The 759-nt window shown below is 52.8% G+C and carries 1 protein-coding gene; it reads left to right on the top strand.

Annotated features, from left to right (window positions below; all coding sequences use genetic code 11):
• Positions 1-2: 2 nt before the first annotated feature.
• Complete coding sequence (locus ACMWKK_RS26235; RefSeq protein ID WP_001067855.1) at positions 3-707, top strand: IS6-like element IS26 family transposase; 705 nt, start codon at positions 3-5, stop codon at positions 705-707.
• Positions 708-759 lie beyond the last annotated feature (52 nt).

Genomic DNA, 759 nt, shown 5'->3' with positions numbered 1-759 from the left:
ACATGAACCCATTCAAAGGCCGGCATTTTCAGCGTGACATCATTCTGTGGGCCGTACGCTGGTACTGCAAATACGGCATCAGTTACCGTGAGCTGCAGGAGATGCTGGCTGAACGCGGAGTGAATGTCGATCACTCCACGATTTACCGCTGGGTTCAGCGTTATGCGCCTGAAATGGAAAAACGGCTGCGCTGGTACTGGCGTAACCCTTCCGATCTTTGCCCGTGGCACATGGATGAAACCTACGTGAAGGTCAATGGCCGCTGGGCGTATCTGTACCGGGCCGTCGACAGCCGGGGCCGCACTGTCGATTTTTATCTCTCCTCCCGTCGTAACAGCAAAGCTGCATACCGGTTTCTGGGTAAAATCCTCAACAACGTGAAGAAGTGGCAGATCCCGCGATTCATCAACACGGATAAAGCGCCCGCCTATGGTCGCGCGCTTGCTCTGCTCAAACGCGAAGGCCGGTGCCCGTCTGACGTTGAACACCGACAGATTAAGTACCGGAACAACGTGATTGAATGCGATCATGGCAAACTGAAACGGATAATCGGCGCCACGCTGGGATTTAAATCCATGAAGACGGCTTACGCCACCATCAAAGGTATTGAGGTGATGCGTGCACTACGCAAAGGCCAGGCCTCAGCATTTTATTATGGTGATCCCCTGGGCGAAATGCGCCTGGTAAGCAGAGTTTTTGAAATGTAAGGCCTTTGAATAAGACAAAAGGCTGCCTCATCGCTAACTTTGCAACAGTGCC

It is taken from the genome of Enterobacter sp. 01-M-03-SI-ECC, from assembly GCF_047530215.1.
Lineage (GTDB): Bacteria > Pseudomonadota > Gammaproteobacteria > Enterobacterales > Enterobacteriaceae > Enterobacter > Enterobacter chengduensis.
This window is presented reverse-complemented; position numbering and strand designations above follow the sequence as displayed.

Excerpts from the sequence above, each read along its gene's own strand:
- ACMWKK_RS26235 (WP_001067855.1), top strand. The coding sequence starts at position 3 with ATGAACCCATTCAAAGGCCGGCATTTTCAGCGTGACATCATTCTGTGG.